Here is a 26,462-nt window from a genome sequence, read left to right as displayed (position 1 = left end):
AACATCAGTTATAAGATGGAACCTGTATAGTAGCCGTGAAAATCCTGAACTTCCTTATCTTCAGTGACTTTCATGCGCTTGCCCGCGACGTAGTAGATTATTTGATTGACGCGGGCCACTTTGTGGCTGTCCATAGCACCCGTGTGGAAGACCTGGAGCTGTGGCGAAAAAGATATACCCATAATTTCAACTTGGCAGACTCATGCCATCTGGATTGGAAGGCCTTTGATTACCTCATTGACTTTCATCAATCCATAGTGCGGCTGGATATTGACAGCATTCAATTTTATATTGAATGCGCCGCAACTGAATACCAAATTGTTATTCTACTCCTGAAAAATGGCAACACAGCCGTTCTCCGGAAATGTACAGGACAATGGGTGCATTCACTCGATATCCAATCTTCCCGGCTAGAAAGGCTGCTCAAGGAAGTCTCAGAAGCCGTAATTGATGCGGTTATCCAGTTATCGAGATTTGGATCGGAAGAGCTATTATTTGACAACCGGATTCAAAATAACCCTGTCATTTATGAACTGATTCAGGACGCAAACCGTCTTGCTCGCTTAGAGCATTACTACCGTTCCCTGGAAAAGGAATCCCAAGTTTTTGCAAACCCTACACTGGGTTTCACCAATCAGAACTCTCAGGCGGTCTCCCACACCTATCAAGTTCATCTGCTTGAGCGAAATCTGGATCAAACAGCGCTGGAAATCTTTGGGCTCTATTGCCTCACTCTGTTAAACGGAAGGCAGGAAGCACTCTATGGGTACGATTGCTATAGCGCTGGTAAACAGATCAGCAAGTTTGTCCGAATTCACTTATCCGATACCTACAGGGCCTTACAGGCCAAGTGCCAGGACAGCCTTTATGCCGTTATCAGCAGCCCTTTCTATGATCCCTTGCCCTTACCCGCTGGGGCATCCAAGCCCGAGGTCGCCGTTTTCTATAACGAACCTATCCCGGATGGTGGGCAGCATGCGGTATCCATCGCCTATAGGGCGCAAAATCAGGCATTACAGATTCGATACCGGAAAGATTTGTACCTCTTCGGATATTTTTCGGAGCATCTTCAGCATTTTCTGAATCACTTTCCAAGCTTTCTCTCAGAAAGCATCCCCTTCAGGGCTATGCTGGATATCCCGCCCGCGCAACGCCAGCAGTGCCTTTTTGACTGGAACCGGACGGAGCGGGGCTTTCAGGAAGATAAAAGCCTCCACGAGTTGATTGAATTACAGGCCGCCCGCACGCCAGACAGTCCGGCAGTGATCTATAACAGCGCAATACTGAGCTATCAGCAGCTCAACGCCCGTGCGAATCAACTGGCCAGATACCTAATACAAAACCACCCGATTCAGCCAGAAACCCCGATTGGCTTATACCTGGACAGAAACGAGCGGATGCTGATTGCCCTGTTGGGCATCCTCAAGGCAGGTGCGGCTTACCTGCCACTGGATATCCGGCATCCTGCCTACAAGATTGCAGGCATTCTGAAAGACAGCGGCGCGAGTCTGGTATTGAGCACCAGACAATGTAGGGTGCTGTGGGAAGCGCATCTGCAGTCTTTGTCGAAAGACTCAGTTTGCCACGCATTTGGTGCGAAGACCGCATGGATCCTTCTAGATGAAGAAGGGATACAGCAGTCATTAAACCAAGCATCAGACCTCAACCTGAATCTTCCTGTCACGAGCAGGCATTGGGTCTACGTCCTCTATACCTCTGGCACCACCGGAGACCCCAAAGGCGTGGTTGTTGAACATCAAGCGCTTATCAATATCCTTGAGTCCATTAGGGAAAAGATAGACTTTAGCGAAAAGGACTGTCTGCTTTCGGTGACGACGCTGGCATTTGATATCGCAGCCCTAGAGCTCTGGATGCCGCTCATGCAAGGCGGCAGGGTGGTGATCGCCACACAGCAGGAGGTACTCAAACCCGCAAGACTGCTCGCTCTGATCGAGCAGTGGAGGGTAACGGTTATGCAAGCAACGCCTTCTTTGTGGTCTCTTGTTATGCAAGAAGGCGTTGAAAACTTATCTATCAATGCACTCTGCGGTGGGGAACCGCTATCCTTAGCGTTGGCCCGAACCCTCTTCAAGACGGTTGATCACTGCTGGAATGTGTATGGGCCTACGGAAACAACCGTTTGGTCAAGCTGCCAGGAAATCAAGAAAGACTATTGGGCAGGCGCCATCGGTACCCCCATCGCCAACACCACCGCCTACATCCTAGACTCCCATCTCAACCCCCTCCCCATCGGGGCCCCGGGTGAAATCCATATCGGAGGTATAGGGCTCGCCCGAGGCTATCTGAACCAGCCCGAACTGACGAAAGCGCGCTTCATCCCCAACCCTTTCCAGACAGAAAAAGAGAAGCAGCAAGGCCAGAATGCTCGGCTCTACAAAACTGGCGATCTGGGACGGTGGCTGCCGGAGGGCAATATTGAGTTCCTGGGACGTAATGATTTTCAGGTGAAACTCCGAGGCCACCGGATTGAACTCGGTGAGATTGAACACACGCTGTCCACCTATGAAGGCGTACAGAACAGTGTGGTGCTGCTGAAAACTCCCCAGGCAGAAAATAGGATGGCCCCGCCTTATTTGATCGGCTATTACGTCTCGCCTGAGCCGTTGGATGAGACACGTCTCTTCGCGCATCTCAAAGCCAGACTCCCTGAAACCATGATCCCCAGTCGGCTGGTGCAGCTTGCCCGGCTACCACTGACCCCCAACGGGAAGTTGGATAGGCAGGCGTTACCGGATCCGGGCTTTGTAGGGGATCGCACGCGTCAGGTGGCACCTCGGACAGAGCTGGAGAAACAGCTGTGTGCGTTATGGGGAGAGGTGTTGAACACGCCTGCGGCCAGAGAAGATATTCGCGCTGATTTCTTCCATCTGGGGGGTAACAGTATTCTGGCGATACAGTTGCTCAACAAGATCAACAGTGCGCTTCAGGTGGATATCAAAATCAGTGATATCTTTGAGCAGAGAACAGTCGAGCATCTAGCGCCTCTGGCAGCCGCGAGTCTCGGGTCTTTTCGATACCAGAGTTATCTGATCCAGCAGCCAGATCAATCCAGGCTATTTAAACCCTTCCCCTTAAACAATGTACAGCAAAGCTATTATCTGGGTAGGCTCAATCATTTTGAATTGAGTCATGTATCCACCCATGTCTATGCAGAGTATCAATATGCTGCGCTCGACATAGGTCGCCTGGAACAGGCGTTCAATTGCTTGATTGAAAGACACATGGCGCTCCGTACCGTGTTTGTCAACGGAAGACAACAACATATCAAGTCAGTCCCACACTATACTATTAAAGTCCATGAGCTCTCATGCGAGCAAGAGCTGCTCGCTATTCGCGATCAGTTGTCCCACAAGATCTATACTCCGGACCAGTATCCCTTGTTTGACGTGGTGGTGAGCAAGTGGAATGGACAGATCCTGATACATCTTAGCTTCGACGCCTTGATTGTGGATCTCGGCAGCTTTCAGATTCTATTTGATGAGTGGGCAAAACTTTACAAGAACCCAGAGGCCCTGCTGCCTGTCCTTGAGATCAGCTACCGAGATTATGTGCTGCACTACGAAAAAATAAGGGTCAGTGCCTTATTCCAGGAAGCCGAACGATATTGGCGTGGTCGGCTCAGGGATTACCACTTTGAAATGAATCTGCCCCTGAAAATCCAGCCCTTTGCCGTTCGATATCCTCGGTTTGCACGCGTGAGCCGCGTGCTGTCCAAACCCATCTGGGAGGCTTTATTAAGTAAAGCCCAACAGGCCCACATCAGCCCCACTGCCTTGGTTCTAGCAGCCTATGGTAGCGTGCTTAGCCGCTGGAGTGGACAAGATAAGCTGTGTGTCAACCTAACCCTGTTTAACCGCCTACCGCTGCATCCTCAAATTGAGAATTTGATTGGGGATTTTACGGTGCTGGAGTTGTTTAGCTATCAAGATAGAGAGGGGGATGCGGTTCATCAAAAGCTGAGAACCATTCATGACGTTCTAATGAAGGACATAGAACACAATCTGTTTGACGGTGTGGATGTGCAACGGCTGGTTAAAAAGGAACAGTCTATGCCGGATAAACAAATACTGGCACCTGTGGTGTTGACCAGTGTGCTGGGCAACATCCAGAGCCACTGGTTTGATTGGCCTTTGGACGATTCCTATCAAGGTGTGCGATATGCCATTTCCCAAACCTCCCAAGTCTGGCTGGATAACAAGGCCTATGAAACCGATAAGGGTTTTATAGCAGAGTGGGATTATGTAGAACAGTTATTCGACAGATCGCTGATCGAAGCTATGCATTATGCCTATTGCGAGCTCCTTGAACGCTTGGCCCAGTTAGACTGGGAAACATCAGCATTCCCCAAAATACCACTCCCCCTCCCCGAGCAGGCTTTAATAGCGGCCGCTAATTGTCACACGCAGCCCTTAAGCTCGGACACCCTCCACAGTCGTTATGAAAAAGTATTGACAGACGAAGCCTTGCAGCGGCACATCGCCATCATAGACGCCGCCACCGAACAGACCTACACCCATGGCACCCTGCAACAAGACAGTACCCAACTCGCCCAGACCCTTTCTGATCAGAACTCACCTAGCACGTCTCAAGCTCTCCTGGTCGGCGTCTTAAGCGAGAAAGGCTACAACCAGGTACTGGCTGCTCTCGCCATTCTTAAATCCGGTCACGCCTATCTGCCGCTGTCTATCGATTGGCCTGTGGGACGACTCGATGAAGTCCTCGCTCAAGGTTACGTGCAAGTGGTATTGATTTCTCAAGCGCAGTATGACCGGGAAGCGATACGAAATGCTTTATCTCAGAAGTACACTCTGAAAATCATAGAAGCCCTACGCACAACATCCGATCCCTCCGCCTCCGCACTTCCCAAGGTAGAGGCCGACGATATTGCCTATGTGATCTTCACCTCCGGCTCTACGGGCAAGCCCAAGGGCGTAACGATCAGCCATCGCAGTGCCTTGAACACGATAGACGCAGTGAATCGGCGGTTCGAGATTGCAAAACAGGACAAGATACTGGCTTTATCGGAACTTAGCTTTGATCTCTCTGTCTATGATCTCTTTGGCCTTTTGACCGCAGGGGGGACAATCGTCTTTCCTGAACAGAGCAGAAGTAAAGATCCTGTCCATTGGGTCTCCCTGATTCAGCAGCATCAGATCACTCTTTGGAACAGCGTGCCTCAATTGGCCGCTCTTCTACTCGATGCTGTTACCCAAAGCCCTGTTACAAAGCAGGCAGCAATACCTCTAGCGTCTTTGCGCCTCTTCCTCTTAAGCGGCGACTGGATTCCTTCTAATCTTCCTATCCGTTTGAAAGTCCAGTGTCCTAGAGCTGTCTTGATGAGTCTAGGGGGTGCTACGGAGGGAAGCATCTGGTCAGTTTGGTACGAGATAGATCCTGAAAAGAGTGAAGACCGCATTCCCTATGGGGTATCAATGCCCAATCAAAAGCTGTTTGTCCTGAACCCAAGTGGTGAGCATTGTCCAGTGGGAGTTCAGGGAGAGATTCATATTGGGGGTTTGGGGTTGGCACGGGATTACTGGGACGCGCCGGACTTAACAGAAGCACGATTCATCTCACACCCCCAATTGGGTCGGCTCTACAAGACTGGGGATCTAGGCCGCTGGCTGCCAGAAGGCAAGATTGAGTTTTTGGGGCGTAATGACTTCCAGGTCAAGCTAAACGGTTATCGAGTTGAGCTGGAAGAAATAGCTGCCAGGTTATCGCAACTGGAAGGTGTCAAGGAGGCTGTTGTCAGAATTCAAAAGGAAGACGAACGGGACTATGTAGTCGCTTATCTCCTGCCAGAAGATACAAAAACACAATTGGAGGCCTCCTTCGACAAAGAATCCTTTGTGCTGGACGAACGGGGGCTTATCCAGGGTCTAAAGGCACAGCACGTATTCGAACCCAATCTAGAACCCTCAGCCTTCAAACGCCGCAAAAGCTACCGCAACTTCACCGAGTCCGAAGTGGGAATCGGCAGAGTGGCCGAGTTAAGCCGTTTGTTTATGGCCCAATGGCCGCCCCGGTTCGATGCGCCTTATGAACCCAAAACGCTCAGTACAGAGACCTTGGGCGCTGTACTGGCCGGTGTATCTGGCCTTCGATTCAAGGGAAGGGCCTTGCCTAAGTATCTATACCCTTCTGGGGGGAGTACGTATTCAGTACGCTGCTTCCTGGATCTGGCCACACCTGTTGATACCCTGGAAGCTGACTATTACTACTACCATCCCACGGACTATAGCCTGTGCAGATTTCATGCCCCCTGGTGCATAGGCCAAGCTGAAAAGCAGCGTGACCACGCATTGCATTTGATTGCGCATTGGCCCGCCATCACCCCTTTATATGGAAAAGTGGCCAGACGGCTGGTCTATCTGGAAGCAGGACATATGCTGAGTGCGCTGTCAGAAGTTTTGACCCAACATGGCCTAGCACACGAGTGGCAAGTCACAGAAGAGCCACTGGATGCCGACAATACCTTGCTGGCTATCTTAAGTATCGGATCAGATTCCATATGCTGGCCTGAATGTCGTCTAAAACCCGGCTTTCTAATGAAACAGGGTTCGGGAAGAGTCTATGTAGACTTGGAAGATCACGCAATATTAGATCTGGACAAGCAAAGTGTGCTGTTGCAGGCCAGCGAGGTAGGAGAGTTGTTGGCGCGCGGACAATTACTTATCACCCTCAATGGGGAGGCGTCTCTTCCCAACCTTGTGCTGGCAGGGTTTATGGCCCAAAGGATCAGCACAGCCTTATATCCCTATAGTATAGGCAGTTGCACGATCGGCTGGGTGCCTTATCCGGCAGCTGTCTACACACTGGTATTGGGCCACATTACGGAAGATGAAAAGCGTAAGGTGGGCAGTTGCATGCAAGCCCCTTCCTTGCAGGAAGTAGCCAACCTATGCTTATCCAAACACTTGCCAGAGTACATGCTGCCGCATGCGTATAGGCAGGTAGACCTGTGGCCTGTCAGTGCCAACGGAAAACTGGATGCTGGGCGCTTGCCCAAACTTCAGCTTCAGAAACCTTATGTAGCCCCTGCAAACCCAGTGGAAAGGCAGCTCTCCCAAATCTGGTCAGAGGTTCTGGGTATACCGGAGAGCCAGATCAGCATGCAGGACAACTTCTTTGTCCTAGGGGGTAATTCCTTGCTAGCCATGCAAGCTGTCAGACGATTGAGCCATGATTTAGGTCTCGATCTGGCATTACAGGACTTTTATCAAACCCCAAGCATTCGGAGTATTGCACATCGCTTCAGGTCGAAAGCAGCGCCTATGGTCATGCGGGAGGAGGGTGTACTCTGATAATCGCCTCCCAATTACTCTATCGCTTGAAAGCCAATGGCATCCATATTTGGAAAAACGATCAAGGCCGTTTGGCATTCAGTTTCAATCAAGCGCAGGGATTCCCTGAACCGCTGAAGGCCGCTCTGAAACAGCAGAAAGCGGCTTTGCTGGAGATTCTGTCCTGCAATCGGGTGCATTCAGAAGAAAAATTTCGGGCGCTTGCATTTTATAAACTGCCCGCCCCTTACAGGGATACGGCACTGTCTCCCATTCAGAAGGGCATCTATCTGCAGAGCAAGCTGGATGCGGAAGGGTACACGTATACGATTCCCTTACTGTTCCGTTTGAAACAGGGAAATGCTGAGCTTTTAAAAAAAGCACTGAGGCATGTGCTGATGGAACACCCCATACTCAGAATACGTGTGGATGAGCACTTCCGCTACAGGCTATTGGATAGCTCAAGCATTCCAATCAGAGAATGCGAAATATCCATTGACGACGTTAAGGCAATCTGCGAGCAAAGCGCCAGAACCCTATTTAATTTAGATGGTGGGGCGCTCATTGCGCCAGAAGTACTCCGTTTGAAGGGTCAGGATGAGTTGCTGCTCAATCTGAGCCATCACCATGTATTGACAGATGCCTATTCTGCTGGGCTGCTGCAGTCTGAAATCCTTTCAGCCTACACAGAACTGTGCCAACACAAAAAATCTGAGCATCCAATAGACCTGGCGAGAGCCGTTGATTATCTGGACTATATTGCTTACCAATACTATGAGCTTCAGACGGAGCGTTACCAACAGGCCATCGCCCATCTCTCTCAGCAACTCGATTGCGCCGAAAAACTGCAGTTAAGGCACGTGTCCGCACACACGCACAAGCAAGGATGTGGGCGCTTCGAATTTAACTTGGATACAGACATCCACAAAACGCTCAAGCAACTCGCTCTGGTGCATCAAACAAGCGTTTACGCAATATTACTCGGCGGCCTGTACCAAGTACTCAGCCTGTATGCAGGTGGTCAACGCGATTTCCCCATTGGCCTTACCGTATCCAATCGGCCTTCTGAACTGAATCGGGCAATAGGGCCTTTTATCAACACCTTGCCCCTGATACCCGATTGGCGGCCGACTGACAGATTTATCAGGAACATCCAGCGGATACATCAGGACGTGATGTACCTGAATGAACACCACCAGATCAATCTGAATCTATTGACAGAGCGCCTGAAACGCAGTCATGCCGATATTGTCGATCTGATGCAGGTCGTATTGACGCTGCACAATTTCAAAGCGGAAAACAAGCATTCTACTCTGATGTTAGAGCCGATACCCGTTTCGGAAGCTGCAGAAAAATTTGGGATCAGCCTGATTGCTCAAGAAACACCCGACACCTTGCGCTTTACGGTCAGCCATTCAAATGCGCGCTATCCGGAATGGTATGTCAAGGCGTTAATGGACACTTTCACAGCTCTGCTGGCTACACTGGATTCCCATACGCTGGACCAGCCCACTTTCCAGCTTAAGGTGTTAAATCAGAAAAGTTATCAGAAAACGGTTCAGGAATGGAATCGAACTGAACGAGATTTTTGGAAAAACAGTACCTTACACAGCCTATTTGAGGCGCAAGCTGAAAAAACGCCGGATCGTATCGCCGTCATCTATGACGATCGCAGGCTGAGTTACAGAGCGCTGAACGAAAGCGCAAATCGCTTGGCGCATTATCTGAGATGTGTACACAAGTTCGGAGCAGATAACTTGGTTGGCCTCTGCCTGGATCGCAGCGAGCAGGTGCTGATCGCCATTCTGGGCGTGCTCAAGGCGGGCGCTGCCTACGTCCCGATAGAGCCCAGCTATCCGGCAGCACGCATCCGGTACATCGTAGAAGATGCAAACCTCTCTTTGCTTCTGGTCAACGAAGCTCCTCTGGAAAAACTGGCGGATTATCTATCTATCAAGCAGGTGTTTGTCGATAGCAAAGCCTTTCAGGAAACCTTGTCCTTGTACCCTTCATCCAATCCAGAGCAGATTACAAGCCCTACTCATCTCGCTTATGTGATCTATACCTCCGGAACAACAGGCCATCCTAAAGGGGTTCTGATAGAGCATCGGAGCGCTGCTGCCAGAATTCAGTGGATAAATGAACTGTGCCCTCTGCAGGCAGAAGACAGGATTCTTCAAAAAACATCTTATGCATTTGACGTTTCAGTATGGGAACTGCTGTGGCCCATTCAACATGGTGGGTGTCTGGTATTTGCCAAACCCAACGGACACAAGGACGCGCATTACCTGATCGATTTAATCCGGAGGGAGTCCATCACGATCCTCAGCTTTGTACCCTCCATGCTGAGCGCCTTTACAGAGGCGCTGCAAGCTCAAGTTTTGACCCACGATCGTCCCTTGCCTAGTTTGAAACATCTATTTTGTGGAGGAGAAGCCCTTAAATGGGGTCAAGCCAAGAAATGGCATGATTTATTGCCTCATACAAAGCTGCATAATCTATACGGCCCTACAGAAGTGACCATGCACGCTCTGTATTATGCGGTCAGCAATATCAATGACGAAACCATCTGTATAGGCACCCCCATCGCCAACACCACCGCCTACATCCTAGACCCCCATCTCAACCCCCTCCCCATTGGGGCCCCCGGCGAAATCCATATCGGTGGTATTGGGTTGGCCCGAGGCTATCTGAACCAACCCGAGCTCACAAAGGAACGCTTCATTCCCAATCCCTTCCAGACAGCAGAGGAAAAAGCGCAGGGCCAAAATGCTCGCCTCTACAAAACCGGTGATCTGGGGCGGTGGCTGCCGGAGGGCAATATTGAGTTCCTGGGACGTAACGATTTTCAGGTGAAACTCCGAGGCTACCGGATTGAACTCGGTGAGATTGAACAGGCGCTGTCCACCTGTGAAGGGATACAAAATAGTGTGGTGTTGCTGAAAACTCCCAAGGAAGAAAATGGTACAGCCCAGCCCTATTTAATCGGCTACTACGTCTCGCCCGAGCCATTGAATGAAACATGGCTCTTTGAGCATCTGCAGGCCCGACTGCCCGAAACCATGATCCCCAGTCGCCTGGTGCACCTTGCCCAGCTGCCGCTCACCCCCAATGGGAAGCTGGACAGGCAGGCGTTGCCGGATCCGGGCTTTGTGAGGGATCACACGCGGCGGGTGGCACCGCGGACAGCGCTGGAAAGCCAATTGTGTGCGTTGTGGGGGGAGGTGTTGGGTATTTCTCACGCCCAGATTGGGATTCAGGATGATTTTTTCAGGCTGGGTGGGGATAGCATCCTCAGCATTCAATTAGTGAGTCGGATGCGGCGGCAACTGAATCTTGAGCTCAGCGTGCAGGATGTTTTCAGACACAAAACAATTGAAAGGCTGCACGAGCAAGTTTTAAAGCCATTATTGCACCACAAGACCCAGTCTCTCGGATTGCAAAGAAAACAGGGGAAGTTGGACGACGAAATGTCCTTGACGAAGGTCCAGCAAAAAGCGGGTGAGTATACAAAAGAAGATTTTGCTGAGGTCGCGCATGAAGGGGGCCTGTCTGGACTGCCGCTGGTAGCAGGCAAGCAGCAGCTGTATGACTGGTTTGAGATGACGGAAATCCAGAAGGCTTACCTGATCGGCCGTTTAGGTAGTTATGAAATCGGCAACATCTCCAACCACGTATACTGTGAGTACTACTACAAAACACCTCTCAACGTAGAAAAACTGGAAGACACCCTCAACACGCTCATCTCGAAATTTGAGGTGTTGAGAACCGTCTACTCCCTCGAAAAACTTAAGCAACGATTTTTAAAATCCGAAGAAGTGTCCGCCTATCGGGTACGTGTGAACGATTATTCCCAATGGATGCTAAGCGATTCGCGTCTGCAATCTGTTCGGGAACGCTTATCCCACAAAGTGTACGACCCTCAGCGGTTTCCGCTGTTTACGTTTGAAGTTAGCCATTTCAAGGATATCTGTGTTCTTCATGTCGGCGTCGATCTGATCTTGCTGGACGTGCAAAGCCGCCTATCCTTCTTGAGTTTGATCGACAGACTGTATCGGCAGCCGAGAGATACAATTCCAATACCCTCCATCACCTTCAAGGATTACCAGGATTATTGCCAGCACTTAAAGCATTCGACGTGGTATGCCAAAAATAGGACCTATTGGCAAGAAAGAATACCGCAGCTACCGCTACGGCCTCGTCTGACTTCCAAAACAGAACCGGAAACTATTGAACATCCCACGTTTGCAGAGCATACCTTATACATCGGAAAAACCACTTGGGCGCAATTCAAGGCGCAAGCCAGACGCTACGGCAGCTCGTATTCATCCGTACTGCTGGGCTTATACGGCCATGTGCTGTCCTATTTTTCAGGACATTCAGAATTCCTCATCACACTTACCTTGTTTAACCGCTACGCCATCCATCCTGAAGTGAACACCCTTTGGGGTGATTTTACATCGACTACGCTCTTTCACTACATGGATTTTGGGAAGGATCTGTTAAAGACACTGAAAAGAACTCACCAAGTGATGTGGGAGGATATCCATCATGCCCTGTATCCAGGGATGCGAGTACAAAGAGAACTGGGCAAACGGCATAAATTGGATGTCCAGCAGGCCGTTTCACCCATTGTCTTTACGGGCCTTGTAGGCGGCAGGCTGGACGGCAAACGGGATGAAACCCCCTATCTAGAGGACACTGAAATCCTAAAGAAGCGCTACTGGTGTGGGCAGACTTCTCAAGCTTGGATAGATCTGCAGGCCGTTGAGGTAGGCAGCCGGTTCATGAGCAAATGGCTCTATGTCGAGCAACTTTTCGACAGCGCCTATATCGAAACGCTCAATACACTTTATTGCCGCTTCATCACCACTCTGGCAGAGCAGGACTGGGAAACCGCTGCACTTTCTATTCCGTACCTCCCTCCTCTCGACCAAGCCCTTATAGAAGCTGCTAACGCTCACACACAACCCTTAAGCAGCGATACCCTGCACAGTCGTTATCAAAAAGTATTGGCAGACAAAACCTTGCAGCAGCACATCGCCGTTATAGACGCCGCCACCGGAAAAGCCTACACCCACGGCACCTTGCAGCAAGACAGCACCCAACTTGCCCAGATCCTTTTGGACCAGAACCCCCCTGCTGCCTCTCCACCCCTGATCGGCATCTTGAGCGAGAAAGGCTATAACCAAGTCCTAGCCGTCCTTGCCATCCTGAAATCCGGTCACGCCTATCTGCCGCTGTCTATCGACTGGCCTTTGGGACGACTCGACGAAGTTCTCACACAAGGTCAAGTGAAACTCGTTTTGATCTCCCAGGCCCAATACGGCCGGGAAGCGATACGAAACGCTTTATCTCAAAAGTATACCTTACGGGTCATTGAAACCTCGCAGGCAGATCCCGTCCCAAGGGCTGCCACGCTTCCAGAAGTCAAGGCCGACGACATCGCCTACGTGATCTTTACCTCCGGCTCTACAGGCAAGCCCAAGGGCGTAACGATCAGCCACCGCAGTGCTTTGAACACGATAGACGCAGTGAATCGCAGGTTTCAGATCACAAAAGCAGACAAGATACTGGCTGTATCGGACTTAAGCTTTGATCTGTCCGTCTATGATCTCTTGGGTCTTTTGGTCGCCGGGGGAACGATTGTCTTTCCTGAACCAAGCCGCAGTAAAGACCCTGCCTCTTGGGTCTCCCTGATTCAGCAACACCAGATCACGCTTTGGAACAGTGTGCCCCAATTGGCCGCTCTTTTAATCGATGCCGTGACCCAAAGCCCTCTTAGCCAGAAGGAAGCCATAGCTTTAGCGTCTTTGCGCCTCTTTCTTTTAAGCGGCGACTGGATTCCTTCTGGCCTGCCTGCCCGTTTGAAAGCGCAGTGTCCTGAAGCCGTCCTGATGAGCCTGGGGGGAGCGACAGAGGGAAGCATCTGGTCGGTCTGGTATGAGATGGATCCTGCAAAAGTAGAGGGTCGCATCCCCTATGGGGTGGCGATGCCCAATCAGCAGCTGTTTGTCCTGAACCCTGCCGGTGAACATTGTCCAGTGGGAGTTCAGGGAGAGATTCATATTGGGGGCTTGGGGCCGGCACGGGACTACTGGGGCGCGCCGGATTTGACAGAAGCACGGTTCATCTTCTATCCCCAATTGGGTCGACTCTATAAAACCGGCGATCTGGGGCGCTTCTTGCCAGATGGGAATATCGAGTTCCTGGGACGGAATGATTTTCAGGTCAAACTCCGAGGCCACCGGATTGAACTCGGTGAGATTGAACACACGCTATCCACCTATGAAGGCGTACAAAACAGTGTGGTGCTGCTGAAAAACTCCAAGGCAGAAAGTGGAACGACCCAGCCCTATCTCGTCGGCTACTACGTCTCGCCCGAGCCGCTGGAGGAAACGTGTCTCTTTGCGCACCTGCAAGCCAAACTCCCTGAATACATGGTTCCAAGCCGGTTGGTGCATCTTACTGAACTGCCGCTGACCCCCAATGGGAAGCTGGACAGGCAGGCGTTACCGGATCCGGGCTTTGTAGGGGATCGCACGCGTCAGGTGGCACCTCGGACAGAGCTGGAGAAACAGCTGTGTGCGTTATGGGGGGAGGTGTTGGATATTTCTCACGCCCAGATTGGGATTCAGGATGATTTTTTCAGATTGGGTGGGGAGAGCATTCTGGCGATTCAGTTGCTCAGCCGGGTTAGGCAAAGTCTGGGTATCACACTCAGCGTGCAGGACATCTTTACCCATAGAACGCTTGAAAGCCTGCACGCTCAGGTGTTATCGCAAATTCGGCAAAGATCGGATCAACCTGCATTGCAAACTGAACAGGGCATATTGGAAGGCGAAGCCCCCTTGTTGCCGATCCAGCAGTGGTTTTTCCATCATGCCTTCCCCAAGGCTCATCATTGGAATCAATCCTTTCTGATTCGAACCCCCCCTCTGGATCTACCCAAGCTGCGTACAGCTCTCGAACAACTGATCCTGCATCATGACGGTTTTCGCTTGCGTTATCGGCAAGATGCTGCAGGCTGCGTCAAACAACACTACGAGCCTCGGGCACTGCCTGAAACCCTGAAAGTACTGGATGTTACAAGCTTAGGCGCCCCTGAAGGCAGTCCTGTATTTACATCCAAACTGCACGGCATACTGACCCAATGGCAGAGCCATTTTAATCTAAGCCAGGGCCCCCTGTATGAGGTTACGTATCTGCATGGCTTCTCGGATGGCAGCAGTCGCATCTGGTTTGCCTTGCATCATCTGATAGTGGATGCTGTAAGCTGGCGCTTGATCACGGAGGATTTAAGAACGCTTTATGCGCAAAAGCCGCTGAATCCTAAAGGGAGCAGTTACCGGCAATGGGGACAGGCGCTTTTACATTATGCCGATACTCATGCAGAGGAAAGCGCCTATTGGAAAGCACAACTGGCCGATTACGACGCGCAGCAGAACCCTCTACAGCAGTGGATCATCCAGCAGAGCACACCCTTTGAGGCGTCCTTTCAACTAGATCGTGCACGGACCCGGCAACTCTTGAAAGAGGCGCATCGCGCCTACTACACCCAGATCAATGATCTGTTACTGGCCGCCTTGAGCCAAGCCTTGACCGCCCTTACAGGCCACAAGGTGCATCACATCGTTCTCGAAGGCCATGGGCGGGACATGCTGGATTCAACCTTGGATGTTACTCATACCCTAGGCTGGTTTACGACACTCTATCCTGTCCGCTTAGAAGCCCAGAACACCTTGAATGACAGCATCAAAACGATTAAGGAGCATCTGCGCAAAATCCCTAATAAAGGGGTGGGGTATGGGGCTGTGATGGGGTGTGAACCGAGCGTGCTGCCCAACATCAGTTTCAACTATCTGGGTCAATTGGGGCTCGAGTCGCAGGGCCCGGACGCTTGGACAATCAGCTTCGAGGCCAGTGGCACCGCCATGCCGCCTGAAAATGCGCTCTGGTATGACCTCAATCTCTTCGGGAGTGTGCGGGCAGGCCAGCTGGAATTTACCGTATCAGGCAGGCTGAAGCGTGATGCGATCCAGACACTAGCCAAGCTGTTTAAGCAACAGCTGGAAACCCTCATTCAGGAAACTGTTCACGCCCCCAGAAGCTATTTAACACCCAGTGACATTGAGGACCTTCTCAGCGTGCGCGAGTTGGACAGGCTACAGGAAAACAGTGAAATAGAAGGCGTTTATCTAGCCAACAGCCTGCAACAAGGCTTTATCTATCACGCCCTCCGTCAGGGCGAAGCCGATGAAACCTACCGGGTACAGTCCGTCTGGCACTATCACGTACCCATTGACGCGCATGGGCTTAAAGAGGCCTGGCGTCTTGCTCAGGAAAAATTCAGCAGCTTAAGGCTGCGCTTCGCCTGGACCGAGGCCCTGGTCCAGATTGTTGAAAAAACAGCTCACCTTAACTGGCAGATGGTCGATTTAAGTCAGTCAAGCGATGCTGCACGCAGACAAGCCATCGAGCAGTTAAAGCGGCAAGACAGGAAAAAGCCCTATCAACTGGATCAAGGCAATCTGTTTAGAATCACGTTGGTTAAACAAAGAGACGATTTATACACCTGTATTTTCAATGCACACCATGCCTTATCCGATGGCTGGAGCGCGCCTATCCTGCTTGGGTTTGTGCACGAGACCTATTTGGAGCTGATCAATGGGGAGACTATTGATCTGAAGCCGGACACGGCCTTTGAAGCCGCGCAAATCTACCTGCAGGCGCATGCGCAGGACACCCAAGCCTACTGGACAAAGGCTCTTTCTCAACTGGAAAACCACACAGATCTCAGCGGCTTGCTGCGACTTGAGGCAAGAGGCGTCAAGACCACCCGTTATACCCAAGTGCAGCAACAAGCCGAGCAGAGATTTAGCGTTCAGGGGGATATGTTTCGCCGCTTAAAGGGGCTTGGGCAAAATGCAGGTCTCACATTGAACGCCATCGTGCAGTATGCTTGGCACAAGACCTTAAGCGTGTATGGTGGCAGTCCGCAGACCGTGGTAGGTACAGTGATTTCGGGGCGGACACTTCCGATAGCTGGCATTGAAACCTCGGTCGGACTCTATATCAACACCCTCCCTTTGGTTGTTCATCATGGTGCAACACAAAGCCTGCGGGAAGCGATTTTGAGTGTCCAACATACTCTGCAGGAGATGCAGGCGCGAAGCGGCACCCCTCTTGCCAGTCTGCATCAAGGTAGCGAGCGGCTGTTTGACAATCTCCTGATCTATGAAAACATGCCTCGCCGCTGCCAGGAAGACTGGCAAACACAACTGAAGCTGCACTTTGAAGCATCTTGGGAGAAACGGGACTATCCGCTGGCCCTTGGAGTGACAGAATACCCTGATCGGCTGGATTTTAAACTAGATTACGCCTCTGAACTGTTTGAGTCATCCTCCATCAAAGCGCTACTGTCAACCGTGCACGCGCTGCTGGCGCAGATCGTGGAAGCACCGGAGCAACGCCTAAGCCAGCTTTGTTATCTCGACAAGAAGCAGTATCAACGTATGGTTTATGACTGGAATCTTTGCAAAGCCGCGTGTCCGGGCGCAAAGACATTCCATCAGGTCTTTGAAACTCAAGCCGCGCGTTACCCAGGCAAGCCAGCCCTGATCGTAGGGGACAGGCGCTTAAGTTATCAGCAGCTGAATGCGCGCGCCAATCAACTGGCCCACTACCTGCTGAAAACGGGTTCAGTCAGCCCGGAAACTCGGATTGCACTTTGTCTGGAACGCAACGCGCACCTCCTGATCGGTCTTTTGGCCATACTTAAAGCTGGCTGTGCCTATGTGCCTCTGGATCCCGCCTATCCAGAAGCGCGAATAGCACACATCCTGAAAGACAGTGGCGCGCAGCTAGTTTTAACCCAAAGCGCCTGTCAGGCGGCCCTAAGGGTCGCCGCGCCCACCCTGAACTTGACTGTACTGGACAGCCTTGCACTACAGGCGTCATTGTCCCGGCACTCCCACCATAATCCGGATGTGAGCACCTGTACCACACATCTAGCCTATGTAATCTATACCTCAGGCACCACCGGTCTCCCGAAGGGAGTCATGGTTGAGCATGCCGCCTTCCTCGAAACCTTGGAAGCCCTCCGGCAACAGTATTTTCCTGGTAGAAAGGGCCTTGGCACATGCAGCCTGACCCACGTCGTATTCGATATCTTTGCCTTGGAATACAGTTTGCCTTGGCTTACGGGCGGTACGCTGACACTGGGTGATCCCTTGTTCGATAGGCTGGACTGTTCAAGCTACGACTTCATGCAGATAACGCCCAGCTTGTGTGAGGTCAAACTGGAACAGCTGACTCATACGGAGCATACCATGCTCCTGATAGGCGGAGAACCTCTAGGCAGTGCCTTGCTAGGACAGGCTGTCTGCCGGTTCAACCGAGTTATCAACCTCTACGGCCCCACCGAAACGACGGTTTGGTCAACGTCCAAATCTTATAACAGCACGACAGGGGCATCCTCTTTGCTTGTCAGCATAGGTAAGCCTTTGCTCAATGAGACCGTCTACATCCTAGACCCCTATCTAAACCCCCTCCCTATTGGCGCACCCGGTGAAATTCACATCGGGGGTATTGGGTTGGCCAGAGGCTATCTGAACCAACCTGAGCTTACCCAAGAACGCTTCATTCCCAACCCCTTCCAGACAGAAGAAGAAAAACAGCGAGATCAAAATGCCCGCCTCTACAAAACCGGTGATCTCGGCCGCTTCTTGCCAGATGGGAATATCGAGTTTCTGGGACGGAATGATTTTCAGGTCAAGCTCCGGGGTCACCGCATTGAACTCGGTGAGATTGAACACGCGCTGTCCACCTGTGAAGGGGTCCAAAATAGTGTGGTGCTGCTGAAAACCCCAAAGGCAGAAAATGGCCCAGACCAACCCTATCTCGTCGGCTACTACGTCTCGCCCGAGCCGTTGGACGAAACACAGCTCCTGCAGCACCTACAGGCCCAACTCCCTGAAAACATGATTCCCAGTCGGTTGATGCATCTTACTGAGCTGCCGCTGACTCTCAATGGAAAGCTGGATCGAGGGGCTCTGCCAGATCCAGGTTTTAGCAGTGCGGCACACTACAAAGCCCCTCAAACCGCCTATGAAAAGACCCTGGCGGCTATCTGGAAGCAGGTGCTTAAACAGGAGCAAGTAGGTATTCACGATAATTTCTTCGATCTGGGCGGCAATTCCCTGCTGCTGATTCAAATGCACAGCCAATTGTTAAAGGCGCTGCACATCAAACTAAATATAATGGAGGTGTTCAAGCACCCAACCATTGCCCGGTTAGCCCAGTTTCTGGCCAGCCACGATAGCACCCAGGTGCAGGAGAAGGCATCCGAAGGCAAGGATAAGAATTTAGGAGAAAAGCCAGCCCCCATACAGGGGGCGGGAAGGCCGTCCAGCGCGATTGCCATCATCGGCATGGCGGGCCGTTTTCCAGGCGCAGAGAATCTGGATGAATTTTGGACCAATCTTAAGGCAGGCAAAGCGGCTATCCAGTTCTACACAAAAGAGGAACTGCAAGCCGCCGGTATCAGCCCAACGCTGTTGGAGGATCCCCACTATGTAAGGGCACAGAGTGCTTTATCAGACATACAAAGCTTTGATGCAGCATTTTTTGGGTACTCGCCGCGGGAAGCCGAAATAATGGACCCCCAGCATCGATTGTTGATGGAATGCGCCTGGCACGCGCTGGAAGACGCAGGCTGCGATCCGGAAAATGGTGCTGAGGCCATCGGTCTGTATGCGGGCACCGGCAGAAACCGATATCTGGCAGAGCATGTGACGCCGCACCAGCCAGCGGCCGATCTTGCCAGTCAATATCAGGCCATGATCCACAATCAGGCAGATTATCTGTGCACCAAAATTGCCTACAAGCTGAACCTAAAGGGCCCCGCGATCACTGTGCAAACGGCCTGTTCCACTTCACTGGTTGCGGTGCATCAGGCGTGTTTGGCCTTGACGGCCGGCGATTGCGACATGGCACTGGCCGGCGGCGTCTCCCTAGGACAATTAGAGAAGCAAGGCTATCTGTATCAACCCGGTATGGTGTTTTCGCCAGATGGCACCTGCCGCGCCTTTGATGCAAGCGCGCAGGGTACCATTGAGGGGCAGGGCGCGGGCTTGGTGCTGCTGAAACCCTTGGAACAAGCTCTTGCCGCAGGAGATCCTATCCATGCTGTCATCTGCGCATCCGCGATCAACAATGATGGCACACGTAAAATCGGCTTTACAGCGCCCAGCGCTGAAAAACAGGCAGCAGTGATTCGCCAGACCCAGAAAAAGGCCGGTATCCAGGCCGATACGATTGGCTATATCGAAGCGCACGGCACGGGTACGCCCCTAGGGGACCCTATTGAAATAGAAGGTTTGACGCAGGCTTTTTCTCAGACCACCCATCGATCGCAGTTCTGCGCAATAGGTTCAGTGAAAACCAATATCGGGCATCTAGACGCTGCCGCAGGGATTGCAGGGCTGATCAAGGCAATTTTGTGCCTGAAGCACAAGACTTTGGTGCCCTCCTTGCATTACCAAAGCCCGAATCCGAAAATCAACTTTAAGAGCAGTCCCTTTTACGTCAATACGCATTTGAAACCTTGGGCGAGCGAGCAAACGCCCAGAAGGGCTGGCGTCAGCGCCTTTGGCATTGGTGGCACGAATGCCCATATCCTGCTGGAGGAAGCGCTACCTGTAACGGAAGCCCCCAATACAGTCTGCAGCCGACCTGGGCAATTGGTTAATTTGTCCGCAAACAGCTTGCCCGCGCTGTCTTCCCAAGCTAGGCAGCTCAGACAGCATCTAGAGCAGCACCCGGCTATCCCGCTGGAGCACCTGGCCTATACCTTGCATACAGGCCGCCGTAGGTTCCGGTATGGCCGGTCGTGGGTGGTTCCAACGGTTCAGGCACTACACGCAGCGCTGGATCAAGCGGATTCTGCGCCGTCCATGGAATGCCTACAGCCTCGGCCCGTGGTGTTCCTGTTCCCCGGTCAAGGCGCGCAATATCCCGGGATGGGGGCCGCGCTCTACGCCTCTGAACCGCGCTTTAAGGCCCACCTGGATCGGTGTCTATCGCAGCTTAAACCGCATCTGCCTGCTACTTTAAGCGAGGACGATATCCTGAGCAGAACTGAGGCGGTGCATCAAACGCAGCTGACGCAACCTGCGCTGTTTATTCTGGAATATGCACTGGCTCGCACCTTGATGGATTGGGATATTCAACCTGCGGCCATGCTGGGCCACAGCTTGGGCGAATATGTAGCTGCCTGTCTTTCGGGCGTGTTTACGTTGGAAGAAGGGCTCGCCCTGATCGCTGAAAGAGGCCGCCTGCTGCAGCGGACGCAAAAGGCTCAAATGCTGGCTGTGCCTTTGTCCCAACAAGAAACCGCCCGTTATCTGGAAGGCAGCGCGCTGGATTTGGCGGTGGTGAATCATGAAACCAGCTGTGTGGTATCCGGGCCCGTTTCCCAAATAGAGCCATTTGCAAGAAAACTCGCACAAATCGGTATTCCCAGCACAACCCTCAAGGTATCACGGGCCTTTCATTCCCGCAGTATAGACTGTGTACTGCCTGAGTTCCGCCAAGCGCTGCAAAGCGTTAAATTGAGTCACCCGCAGCGCCCTTTCATTTCAAACGTATCAGGCCATTGGGTAGACGCAGCAGAAGTTGCAAACACTGACTATTGGCTCAAACACACCCGCAACCCTGTTTTGTTTGCCCAGGGGCTTGACTGTTTATTGACTGCAGAAGGACTCGAAAACAGTTTGCTTGTGGAGCTAGGGCCCAGCCAGGTGCTCACGGGTCTTGTCAGACGGCATCCCAGATGCAAGGCAGAGCGCGTACTGCCGCTGATGCGTCGGGAAAGGGACCAGGAATCCGACAGCCTTTTTTTGCTGAAAGTCTTAGGAAGGCTGTGGGCGGCCGGAGTCGACATCGATTGGTCCAGCTTCTATCAGTACATGCCCAAACGCCGAATTCCCTTGCCTGTATATCCTTTTGAAAAAACAGCCTATTGGTTACCTAGCGCCCGCGCTACAGCTCAGAGCAGAATAGGGGATAGGCCTGTGCAGGCAGAAACTGTTCATACGTACGTTGTGCCTGAACCTGAACCCCTGAAGGAAACTCCATCGCCTGCCACGGACGATATCAGCCAGACGGTCAAAATGGCCTGGCAAAGGGTGCTTGGTGTACCAGCTCACAGCCCGGATGAAGACTTTTTCGAATCCGGAGGGGATTCACTGGCCGCGGTACAACTTGCCAGCCAAATACAAAAACAGCTGGGTTTTTCTGTGTCGTTGATGCGTCTTAAAAAGCCGACGGTCCATGAAATGATCAACGCCTTATGGAAGCGGCGCATGCAAGACAAGCCTGCCGGTATTCCGAATCACCGGAGAGTTATCATCCTGCAGCAAGGCCTGGCCTTGCGCCAAACCCCCTTGGTGTTGATTCATCCGATCGGTGGGGACATCTATTTTTATCGCTATCTCGTCAACGATTTGCCCGAAAGTCTACCCGTGTACGCCGTGCGTTCTCCGATGCTAGACGGCGGCAAACCCTTTAAATCCATCGAGGCGATGGCCGAAGCCTATCTGCAAGCTTTGGAGGCCGCACAGCTTGCTCCCCCTTATGCGCTAGGCGGCGCCTCGTTTGGGGGCATTGTCGCTTGGCAAATGGCCCAAGTACTCGCCAGCAAAGGCCACACACCCCCTTTGCTGGTTTTGATCGACAGCCCGGCCTATGGCCATCTGCCACCCCCTATGAGCGATGAAGCCATCTTGGCCTATCTTGTCAAATACAATCTGGAAAGACTTCAGATTTCACCGGAAACCCTGCAGGCTCAAGGCAGCTTACAAGCACAGCTTCATTATCTAGCCGATCAAGCGAAAGATCCGGAATGGACAGAACTACTGTCTCCTGATTTTCTATCTGTTTTCATCCGCACCTGGCAGGCCCACGGTGTGCTCATGCATCAGTACAAACCGCTTCCTTATGCAGGTCCTGTCGTGTTCTTTTCCCATACTGAGCGCATTGCAGAATTTCCAACGGAGCAGCACCGGCACTGGCGCGTCTTGACCAAAGGAGATTTTAGACACTTTCAAATACCTGGCAATCATATCTCCATGAACGCAAAACCCAATGCAGGCGTCATCGCCCAACACTTGAAGACTATAATGTCCTGTCTGGAAATCCTTTCACATGAATACAAGCATTAAGCATTACATAGTATCACTCATGGATAAGCCTAAGTATCTGCCTTGGGTCTTTGTGTTGGCCTTGATGAGCGCCTGCATGGAAGTCGATGTGTCAGTTCCCAGTTTTCCAGATATCGCGCGCTACTTTAGTGCCTCTGAAGGCCGTGTGCAGCTGAGCATCGCCTACAATTTTCTGGGTTTTTGTCTCGGCGCTTGTGTTTGGGGCCCCTTGTCTGAAGCTTATGGCAGAAGAAAAATGATGCTGCTGGGAAACGCGATCCTGCTATTGGGCGCATGGGCCTGCTTTTTTGCGCCTTCGCTGGATTTTCTTTTGGCCGCTCGATTCATTCAGGGTATCGGGGCCAGCACCTCGGCAGTCTTGGTGTTTGCGATGATCGCAGACCGATATCAAGGCGCAGAAAACATTCGACTGGTCGGATTCATGAATGCCTGCCTATCCCTCCTGATGGCAATCGCGCCTATCCTGGGCGGTTTCATGAATGCCTGGGTAGGTTGGCGGGGCAATTATGGCAGTGTTGCCTTATTAAGTTTGATAGCTTGGATAGGTCTCTTTACGCTGTTGCCAGAAACCAAGCGCCAACGGGTACCGGTCAGTATTCGTAAAATTTCGCGGGATTACCGTGCTTTGCTACAAGCCCCCGTCTTTATCAACACAGGCTTGGCACCCAGTCTGCTGTTTTCAGCCTATATGGCGTTTATCGCCACGAGCAGTTTCCTGTATCAAGAAACTTGGAATCTAAGCATCATGGATTTTGTGAGGCATCAGACAGTCATTGTCGGGTCTTTTGCTTGCGTCAGTCTGTTTTCCGTAAAACTGATGCAGTGGATAGGTAACAAGCAAAGAGCGCTCAAGTTCAGCATCGCTTTGTGTGTCTTAAGCACTCTGTCTCTGATGCTATTCGCCTTGAAACAAGTAGAGACGCCCATTTTGACCACGAGTTTGATGAGCCTGTTTTGCATGGGTTTCGCGTTGTGTTATCCAATCCTCTTCTCGGCTTCCCTGGATATATTCCCTGAGCTTAGAGGAACTGCCTCCTCTCTGATCATGAGTACCCGAGCCCTGCTGATGGCCACTTTTACGGGCCTGACAGGCCATTTTTACAACGGCACATTATTGACAGTCACCTTCAGTCTGGCTCTAGGCACCTTCTTGGCTTTAGCTTGCGTCGCTTGCTACTTACGGCTAGACAGCAGGCTCCCATTGTCTGCACCTGCACAATGATCAGTTTGAAAAACTGCTCCAAGGTCTTCGCAGAGAAATGGATTTTAAGGCCTACGAGCTATTATTTCCCTGAAAGGGAACGTATTGCCCTCGTAGGCACCAATGGACAGGGCAAAACCACCTTACTGAACTGCATCACAGGCACAGAAGCTTTGGATAGCGGCGAGATCATCAAACCCAAATCCTTTCGTCTTGGCATTCTGCCCCAATCCCCGAACCCAGATCCCCAGTCCACGCTGCTGGAAGAGTGTATGACCGGCCATACCCAATTGTTTGAAGGACAGGTTCAATTGGAAACGCTAAAAGCAAAGATGGCCAGCCGGTATTGCCAAGCCGATTTTGATGAGTATGAATGCCTGCTGCAAAACTTTGAGCACTACGGCGGCTATTGCTGGGAAGGCCAGGCGGAAAAGATTTTGCTGGGACTGGGATTTAAGGAAAACCAACTATTGGATCATCCCCGCACTTTATCCGGCGGTTGGCGCATGCGACTGGAGTTGGCCAAGGTGTTGATTGCAAAACCGGATTTCATGATCCTGGACGAACCCACCAACCATCTGGACTTACCCAGCATCGAGTGGCTCGAATCCTGGCTGCTCGGTTTTTCAGGTACGCTGCTCTTCGTCTCTCACGACCGGATGTTTCTGAACCGGCTGGCCACCTGTATTGTGTATCTGAACCAGGGCCAATTGCATGCCTATACAGGCAACTTTGACGATTTTCTCCAGCAAAAAGATCAAGCTGAACAAACGGCTGAGGCCACCCGAAAAAATCTCAAAGCGCAACAGGCGCACATGCAGCGCTTTGTCGAGCGATTCCGGGGCAAGGCCTCCAAATCCGGACAGGTCAGCGCCCGCGTCAAAAAGATGGCGCGCCTGTCTGCTCTAATGGAAGCGGTTCCAGAGGCAGAGCACCCGGCCTCCCTGCATTTTCCGAGGCTGCCTTTTCTCTCCAGCGGCAAGGACGTGCTCAAGATAGACCGTTTGGCGGTGGGCTATGAATTCCCCCTGATGCAGCCCTTGAATCTGTTTTTGAAACGCGGCCAAAGGCTGGCCATTGTCGGAGCCAACGGCCTTGGCAAAAGCACTTTACTGAAAACCTTGGCCGGTAAGCAATCGGCTTTGGAGGGCTGTATCACGTACGGATATCAAGTCAAACTGGGGTGGTATCCCCAGGATGCCGCTGAACAGTTGAACCCTGAACATTCTGTATTCGACACAGTGACGGCCGTTGACACCCAGATGGATGACCGCAACAAACTAGCCTTACTCGCTGCCTTTTTGTTCAGAAATCAGGCGCTGCGAAAACCGGTTGCTGTGCTGTCAGGGGGTGAGCGATCCCGGCTCGCCTTGTGCCGGCTGCTTGCTCAGTTGCCCAACTGCCTGATACTCGATGAGCCGACCAACCATCTGGACATGGCCAGCACCCAGATACTGGCTGAAGGGTTGCAACAGTTTCCTGGCACTATTGTGTTCGTTTCCCACGACCGGGATTTTCTGGATCAAGTGGCAACGCAGATACTGGAGATAGACGCTCAAGGTGTAACTCACCTACCGGGTCGCCAGAGGCAGTCACCCGCCTCCAGCTCCCACAGAACGTAGCGTGCGGTTTTCCCGCACTACGCTCTTCAGAAAGTGATTCACAGCACGGCGATTGCCCGTACTGCCCCATAGGGCAATACCGAGCTTTGCTGCTATTCGTTCGAATCCTGTTGCCTAGTCGGTGTTTCTTCTCTTTGTATAGAAGACCTTTTCTCGTAAGCGCTCAATTTTCTGCACCTGGCGCATTGCAGGGTAGAAGCGGAGTATGGGTGTCCACCCAATTGACAGTGGACACCCTAAGACATGGATGAATCGGTATGTGATGGACTGCCAATAATCAGAGTGAAGCGAGATGGCAGTCGGATATTTGATCCGCAAGCGAAGAGCCGGCTGGTTGAAGCGTGCTTGCAGCCGGGCGTGTCGATAGCTAGCCTAGCGCTTTCGCATGGAGTGAACGCAAACCTGTTGCATAAATGGATTAGGCGAGACCGGCGAGCGAGAGAGAAGGGCGTCATGAAGGACGGGGCAGAGAAACTCTCGGCGTTTGTACCGGTCATTCAGAACAAAAGCGCTCCCGCAATAAGAGAGCGGCCTGCTTGTATGCCTGCCCTGAGCCAGTCCACTCGCAAATGGCCTGATCCTGCGAAGCCCTCCCGGCTCAATGCCTATCTGCCCAATGGCGTGAGACTGACCCTTGAGTGCCTGGGTCAGGACGCGGAGTTGGTCTGTGCGATGATTGAAACGTTGGGGCGCGGCGATGTTTCATCTGGCCGTTGATCTGCAAGTGTATTTGCACCGTGAGGCTGTGGATTTTCGCAAAGGCATTAATGGGCTCGCTGCGCTGGTTGAGCAAAGTTTGCAACGGGATCCATTTGCGCGCGCGGTTTACGCATTCAGCAATCGCCGGCGGGATCGCGTGAAGTTATTGCTTTGGGATCGCAATGGTTTTTGGTTGCTGACGAAACGGCTCGAAGCAGATCGCTTCATGTGGCCGCGCCAGCAAGCTGTCCTGGTGCTGACGATTGAGCAACTGCACTGGCTGCTGGAGGGAATCGACATTGAAGCGATGCGACGACATCCCTGGCGCGCCTATCGGCGTGTGAGCTAAACAGGTCAAGCGGTTCGCGGTGCGACCTGTCTCCTCTGCTGGATAAGCGGCGCAGATGAG

The 26,462-nt window shown here is 52.1% G+C and carries 6 protein-coding genes; all 6 read left to right on the top strand.

Annotated elements, in window-relative coordinates:
- Window positions 1-35: 35 nt before the first annotated feature.
- The 6 genes from CAGGBEG34_RS01250 (at window position 36) to tnpB (ending at window position 26,402) form a co-directional block, all read left to right on the top strand.
- Window positions 36-7,328, top strand: a complete 7,293-nt coding sequence (locus tag CAGGBEG34_RS01250; protein WP_006682091.1) for a non-ribosomal peptide synthetase — start codon at window positions 36-38, stop codon at window positions 7,326-7,328.
- Window positions 7,329-7,354: 26 nt separating this feature from the next.
- Window positions 7,355-22,531 carry a hybrid non-ribosomal peptide synthetase/type I polyketide synthase gene (locus tag CAGGBEG34_RS01245; RefSeq protein ID WP_006682090.1) on the top strand — a complete coding sequence of 5,059 codons (15,177 nt, stop codon included), beginning with the start codon at window positions 7,355-7,357 and terminating at the stop codon, window positions 22,529-22,531.
- A gap of 19 nt (window positions 22,532-22,550) precedes the next feature.
- The gene (locus CAGGBEG34_RS01240) at window positions 22,551-23,753 is read left to right on the top strand and encodes a multidrug effflux MFS transporter (RefSeq protein WP_006682089.1); all 1,203 of its coding nucleotides are present in this window, start codon (window positions 22,551-22,553) and stop codon (window positions 23,751-23,753) included.
- Window positions 23,750-25,354, top strand: coding sequence for a ribosomal protection-like ABC-F family protein (abc-f, locus tag CAGGBEG34_RS01235; RefSeq protein ID WP_006682088.1), 1,605 nt, complete (start codon window positions 23,750-23,752; stop codon window positions 25,352-25,354). Before CAGGBEG34_RS01240 ends, abc-f begins: the two co-directional genes overlap by 4 nt.
- A 243-nt stretch (window positions 25,355-25,597) precedes the next feature.
- Window positions 25,598-26,071, top strand: a complete 474-nt coding sequence (gene tnpA / locus CAGGBEG34_RS01230; protein WP_042687387.1) for an IS66-like element accessory protein TnpA — start codon at window positions 25,598-25,600, stop codon at window positions 26,069-26,071.
- A complete protein-coding gene (gene tnpB, locus CAGGBEG34_RS01225; protein ID WP_238984923.1) occupies window positions 26,031-26,402 on the top strand; it encodes an IS66 family insertion sequence element accessory protein TnpB in 372 nt (123 codons plus the stop codon). The genes tnpA and tnpB overlap by 41 nt, the downstream gene beginning before the upstream one ends.
- The last annotated feature ends 60 nt before the right edge of the window (window positions 26,403-26,462 follow it).

The organism is Candidatus Glomeribacter gigasporarum BEG34, from assembly GCF_000227585.1.
Lineage (GTDB): Bacteria > Pseudomonadota > Gammaproteobacteria > Burkholderiales > Burkholderiaceae > Glomeribacter > Glomeribacter gigasporarum_B.
This window is presented reverse-complemented; position numbering and strand designations above follow the sequence as displayed.